6 protein-coding genes are annotated in these 5,571 nt (G+C 72.4%); 4 read left to right on the top strand and 2 right to left on the bottom strand.

Annotation, left to right across the window (positions count from 1 at the left end):
• The first annotated feature begins 221 nt into the window (after positions 1–221).
• Together FNH09_RS44120 and FNH09_RS44115 are read left to right on the top strand one after the other, a co-directional pair.
• Positions 222–806: a TerD family protein gene (locus tag FNH09_RS44120; protein WP_152895499.1), complete on the top strand. Its 585-nt coding sequence runs from the start codon at positions 222–224 to the stop codon at positions 804–806.
• Between the two features lie 364 nt (positions 807–1,170).
• Positions 1,171–2,166 carry an acyl-CoA desaturase gene (locus tag FNH09_RS44115; protein ID WP_152895498.1) on the top strand — a complete coding sequence of 332 codons (996 nt, stop codon included), beginning with the start codon at positions 1,171–1,173 and terminating at the stop codon, positions 2,164–2,166.
• Positions 2,167–2,221: 55 nt separating this feature from the next.
• On the opposite strand, the gene FNH09_RS44110 is transcribed toward FNH09_RS44115, so the two are convergent.
• Positions 2,222–2,566: an ArsR/SmtB family transcription factor gene (locus FNH09_RS44110; RefSeq protein ID WP_152895497.1), complete on the bottom strand. Its 345-nt coding sequence runs from the start codon at positions 2,564–2,566 to the stop codon at positions 2,222–2,224.
• Positions 2,567–2,669: 103 nt separating this feature from the next.
• On the opposite strand from FNH09_RS44110, the gene FNH09_RS44105 reads away from it, so the two are divergent.
• Entirely contained in the window at positions 2,670–3,644 is a 975-nt protein-coding gene (locus FNH09_RS44105; RefSeq protein ID WP_152895496.1) for a quinone oxidoreductase family protein, read from the top strand.
• 189 nt (positions 3,645–3,833) lie between these two features.
• Positions 3,834–4,043 carry a hypothetical protein gene (locus FNH09_RS44100; RefSeq protein ID WP_152895495.1) on the top strand — a complete coding sequence of 70 codons (210 nt, stop codon included), beginning with the start codon at positions 3,834–3,836 and terminating at the stop codon, positions 4,041–4,043.
• A 133-nt stretch (positions 4,044–4,176) separates the two neighbouring features.
• On the opposite strand, the gene FNH09_RS44095 is transcribed toward FNH09_RS44100, so the two are convergent.
• Positions 4,177–5,565, bottom strand: coding sequence for a helix-turn-helix domain-containing protein (locus FNH09_RS44095; RefSeq protein ID WP_162470025.1), 1,389 nt, complete (start codon positions 5,563–5,565; stop codon positions 4,177–4,179).
• Positions 5,566–5,571 lie beyond the last annotated feature (6 nt).

The raw sequence follows: 5,571 nt of genomic DNA, 5'->3' as shown, positions 1-5,571 counted from the left end.
GAACCACACCCCCTGCCCACCCACCAGGCGCCCCGGCCGTCGACGACCGCACCGGTCGACCCCGAAACCGGCCGCCGAAGGCCCCGGACCACGATCGGTCCGGGGCCTTTCCCCTGCGCGAGGACTTCCTGGGCCCGCACGCAAACCAGGAGGATGGAACCGCGCAGGCGTCGGGCACACTCTGCGTGTGTAGTCCCTTTGAGACAAGGATGACCCACTAAATGATCACGCTCACCAAGGAAGACGGCCCGGCAGACCTGGACGGTGTGACCCACCTGTCCCTCGGCGTCTCCTGGGATCCCACCGCCGGCAGCAGCGGCGGACTGCTGGGCAACCTGCGCCGCAAGAGCGGCACCGACCTCGATCTGATCGCCATAGCCCTCCAGGGCCGGGAGCCGGTGCGCCTGGCGGGACTCGACTCGCTCGACCCGATGGGCAACGGCTCGCTGGTCCACAGCGGCGACAACCAGAGCGGGCACGGGGACGGTGACGACGAGACGGTGACCGTCGAGTTCGCCCGGATCCCGCCCCACATCACGTCGATCGTGTTCGTGGCCGCCGCGTACAAGAAGGGCAGCTCCTTCCAGAAGGCACGCAACATCAGCTTCAAGGTCTACGACGCCACCGGCGGCAACTCCCAGCAGGTCGCCGACATCTGGCCGAGCCTGCTCACCCGGGACAACGGCTGCGCCGTGGCCAAGGCGGTCCGGGTCGGCGACGGTTGGAAGCTCGAAGTGATCAACGTGACGGGTCAGATCAAGCAGGGCGACGAGCACGCCCTGATGCGTTTCGCGATCAGCAAGTAGGACGCGGTCGGGGCCCGACGCATCGCCCACGGCCGGTGCGGTCGGCGTCGGCCGGATCGTCCCCCACGTCCGGTACGGCCCGGACGGCGTCCTCGAACGCGGGACGCCGGCCTGCGCGGCGGCGTACGACGCCGCGCAGGCCGGCCGCGGTCCCGCAGGACGTCGTGACCGAAGGCTCTCCCCTCCACCGTCCGTGGCTCCGGCACGGAAACGTTCACGCCCTGGACATCGGCGACGACCTGCGTGGATGCCCTCCGGTGCGACCGTGGGACCCGGACCGTCGAACGCGCTCGGAAGCACACGGCCGCGTGATCCGGGTCGGTCCGGCACCGCGCCGAGAAGGCTGAGCGATGGTGAGGAACCGATGAACCCGAGTGACGTCGACCGTACCGAACACGCCGCCGTCGTACCGCAAGTCGACGCCGGGGCCAAGCCGCTGCTCGACGCCCCCCAGACGGCCGCGGCGGGGGTGACGATGTGGATCTTCGTCGTCGCCCCGCCGGTCTCCCTGATCGCCGTGATGCCGTTCGCGTGGGGATGGGGCCTGTCCACGCTGGACCTCGGCATGGCCGTGGTCTCCTACCTCGTCTCCCTCGCGGGCCTGACGGTCGGCTATCACCGTCTCTTCACCCACCGCTCGTTCAAGGCGCGGCGCGGCCTGCGGATCGCGCTGGCCGTCGCGGGTTCGCTGGGGGTCGAGGGCTCGCCGGTCCAGTGGGTGGCGAACCACCGGCGCCACCACGCCTTCGCCGACCGCGAGGGCGACCCGCACTCGCCCTGGCGCTACGGCACCGACACCCGGGCGCTGCTCAAGGGGCTCCTCCACGCGCACATCGGGTGGATGCTGAAGCGTGAACTGAGCAACCGGGCCAGGTTCGCCCCCGGCATCGCCGCCGATCCCGATCTGCGGCTCATCGGCCGGCTCTTCGGGCCGCTGACCGCCGTCTCGCTCCTGACCCCGGCGCTGGTCGGCGGGTTCGCCACCGGCACCTGGACGGGCGCGCTGACCGGGTTCTTCTGGGCCGGCGTGATCAGGATGGCGCTGCTGCACCATGTCACCTGGTCGGTGAACTCGATCTGTCACGTCGCGGGCAGCCGCCCCTTCGCCAGCCGGGACAAGGCCACCAACTTCTGGCCACTGGCACTGCTGTCCTTCGGCGAGAGCTGGCACAACTCGCACCACGCCGACCCCACGGCCGCGCGCCACGGCGTCCTGCCGGGCCAACTCGACCCGGCGGCCCGCCTGATCCGGGTGTTCGAGAAGCTTCGCTGGGCCCAGGACGTGCGCTGGCCGAGCCCGGACCGTATCGGCGCCCGGCTGCTGCCCGACCCGGGTGCCTCGCAGGGATCCTCGGGCTGACGGCGCCGGGACGTCCGCGTCCCGGCAGGTCCTGGTCGGGGCGCGCCGACGGGTGTCAGGAGACTTCGTCGTCGCGAAGGGCCAGGTCGAGCAGGCCCGGGAAGCGGGCGTCGAACTCCTCCCGCCGCAGCCGGTTGAGTCGCTTGGGCCCGTCGTCGCGCTGCTCGACCAGCCCGGCGGCGCGCAGCACGGCGAAGTGGTGGCTCTTCGCCGCCCGGCCGACGGGCACGTCGAAGTTGCTGCAACTCAGGGACCAGTCGGGATGGTCGGCCAGGGTGCGCACGAGCTGGATGCGGACCGGGTCGGCGAGCGCGGTCAGCGCGGTCAGCAGCGGGACGTCGTCGGGATGGGTGAGGACGGGTGCCGCGCGATGGCTTCTGCCCGGGGTCCTGTCCGTCATCGCTCGCCCCTTCTGGCGTTGCCCGTTGCAGAGTGTTCGATGAGCATCATACAGTGCGAGTGTTCGCTTCCCGTCGAACACTCTCGGAGAGGTGGTTCTGCGCATGCGTGCGGTCGAGTTCCAGGAGTACGGCGGCCCCGACGTCCTGCGGGTCGTCGAGGCCGAGGTGCCCGAGCCCGGCGCCGGGCAGGTGGCCATCGACGTCGCGTGGGCGGGCGTCAACTTCGCCGACCTCAAGGCGCGGGCCGAGGGATACCGGGTCGTCTCGCTGCCCCACCGCCCCGGCCTGGAGGTGTCCGGACGCGTGCGGGCCGTCGGCGAGGGCGTGACCACGGTGCAGGTCGGGCAGGAGGTCGCCGGACTCGTACAGGGCGGCGGGTACGCCGACGTGGTCGTCGCCGAGGCGGCGGCCGTGTTCGCGCTGCCCGACGGCGTGGACCTGCGCACCGCGGCGACCGTGCCGACGGTGCTGCCGACCGCTCACGCCCTGGTGCACGAGGTGGGCCGGCTGCGGGCCGGGGAGAGCGTCCTCGTGCAGGGCGCCGCCGGCGGTATCGGCACGGCGGTCGGGCAGCTGGTCCGCGCGGCGGGCGCCGGCGCCGTGTACGGGGTGACCTCCAGCAAGGCCAAGGCCGAGTACGCCCTCGCGCACGGATACGACGACGTGTTCCTGGCCGAAGCCTTCGACCAGGACGTGCGCCGCGCCACCGGCGGCAGGGGTGTCGACCTGGTCCTCGACCCGGTCGGCGGGGACACGCTGCGCCGGGGACTGGACGCGCTGGCCGCCTTCGGGCGCCTCGTCTCCTTCGGCAACGCGAGCGGCGCCGAGCCGTGGCGGGCCGGGCAGGCCGACCTCGCCCCCCGCGCCCTGTCCGTCAGCGGCTTCTCCGTCCTGGCCCTGGCCGCCACGGCACCCGACGCGCTGCGCGAGCTGACCGCCCGCGCGCTGCGCACCGTCGCCGAGGGGACCGTATCCCTGCCCGTCACCGCGGAGTTCCCGCTTCAGGACGCGGCCGAGGCCCACCGCCTCATGGGTGGCCGCACCTCCACCGGCAAGCTCCTGCTCCACGTCGACTGAACCGAGCCCGTCGACGACATCCGCTTCGACGGATCCGGACGGGACCGGACGCCCGTCGTTCCCGCGCACGAGGTGTCCGGCGTCGTGGTCGAGATTTCACCCGAATGGCGCAACATGGCGTGCCACCCACATGGGTGAAGATCAAGCTGATTAGTGCCCCAGTCGAGGCAATCCGTGAAAGGGGATCGAATGCGTATTCGACGAATCCTCGCCGCCGGTATCGCCGCGGCAGCCCTCGCCGGACTCGGCCTCACAGGCGTCGCCACCGCCGCCACCGCACAGGGCGCCCCATCCGTCGTCAGCCCTTCCGAGTGCAGGCAGGGCGGCGGAGTGCCCCGGATCGACTTGCCGGGCAACCCCTGTGTGGGCGGCAAGTACGACGGGGAGGCGGTCGACTGAACCGCGCAAGGCGCCCCGCAGCCACGCGCTGCGGGGTGCTCCCGCGCGAGCGCGGCCGGGCGAGTCGCAGGGACCGTGCGGTTTCTCGAACGCTGTCGCGTGACCGCGCACGCGCATGTCGCGCCGCCTCCTGTCAGCTCTCCCGTTTGATCCACTCGCCGCCGCCCAGCGGGTAGTCGTAGCCCGGGCGGCCCGCGCCGGCGCTGGTGCGGAACGGGATGCCGTTGTCGTCGATGTGGACGGTGCCGCGGCGGCTGCCGCTGGACCAGTCCAGGGTGAGGTCCCAGCGGACGTCGTGCGCCTCGGTGTGGGCGGTGACGTAGAAGACCTCGGGGTCCGACTCGCTGACCTTGTACGGGAAGTCGCGCTGGCCGTTCTTGACGGCGACCGCAGGACTGCCGTCGTCGAGGCCGATGTCGAACGACTTGGTGTCGACGCCGCCTCCGCAGCCGACGCCCATCGCGTAGTCGTTCCAGGCGAGCGGCGCCTTCTTGGCGAGGACACGTACGTGCAACGCCTCCAGTACGACGGTGTCCTTGCCGGTGCCCTGAACGGTGAGGGCGACCCGCTGTTCGCCCGAGGAGACCGCCCCGTACGCGGCGGCCCAGCGCGGGGCGTCCTGCTCGCTCGGCGCCGGCGGACCGACCTGCCCGGGTTCGCTGTCGACGAGGAAGTGCTGGCTGCACGGGCTGTCGTAGACGTACGGGCGGGTGCTGACAGTGAGCGGGACGGCGCCGGTGGCGCTGCCGCCGGCGGGCCGGGTCGCGCCCTGCTTGCCGTCGCCCTTCCCGGCCCCTCCGGACTCGGCGGCGGAGGGGGAGGACGATGCGGAGGGCTCGTGTCCCGTCGCGCTCGGGGACGGTGCGGCGGACGGAGTCCCGGCGTCGGTCGTGCCGGTGACCGCGGCGGTGGCACCGGCCGCCTGCCGGTGACCCGTGGCGTTCCGGTCGCCGAACAGCGGATGCACGGTGAGCACCACGGCTCCCAGCACGGCGGCCACCGCGGCGGAGGCGATCAGCACGGTACGGCCACGACGGGGGCGATGCGGCCGCGCGAGCTCGCGCGGCACATCGACGACAACCGGCTCACCGTTCTCGCCGGTGCTCCCTGCGTGCGATGCCGCTGAGCCGTCGTCCACCATTTCGGCCGTTTCCGGCACATCCGCCGAACCGACCGCATCCGCCGAACCCACCGCATCCGCCGAACCGTCCGAACCGGCTCCCTGAGCCGAACCCGTCGCCGCGACCTGCTCCGCTCTGCGCCCTCGTGCCGCGTCCGCCAGGATCCAGTGCCGGTGCAGCTCCACCAGCTCCGCCGGCGTTGCCCGGCAGACCCTGGCGAGGCGCTCCACCGGTGCGTACTCGATCGGCACCGCGGTGCCGTTGCAGTAACGGTGCAGCGTCGACGTGCTCATGTGCAGCCGCTTGGCAAGCGCCCCGTAGCTGAGTCCCGAGCGGTCCTTGAGCTCCCGCAGCTGCCGCGCGAACGCCTCCGTGTCCCCGGCCCCCGTTGCCCCTGACACCCGTTC

Origin of the sequence: Streptomyces adustus, assembly GCF_009377175.1 — a bacterium.
Classification (GTDB): Bacteria; Actinomycetota; Actinomycetes; order Streptomycetales; family Streptomycetaceae; genus Streptomyces; species Streptomyces adustus.
The sequence above is the reverse complement of the archived record's forward strand: the minus strand, read 5'-3'. Positions and strand labels throughout refer to the sequence as shown.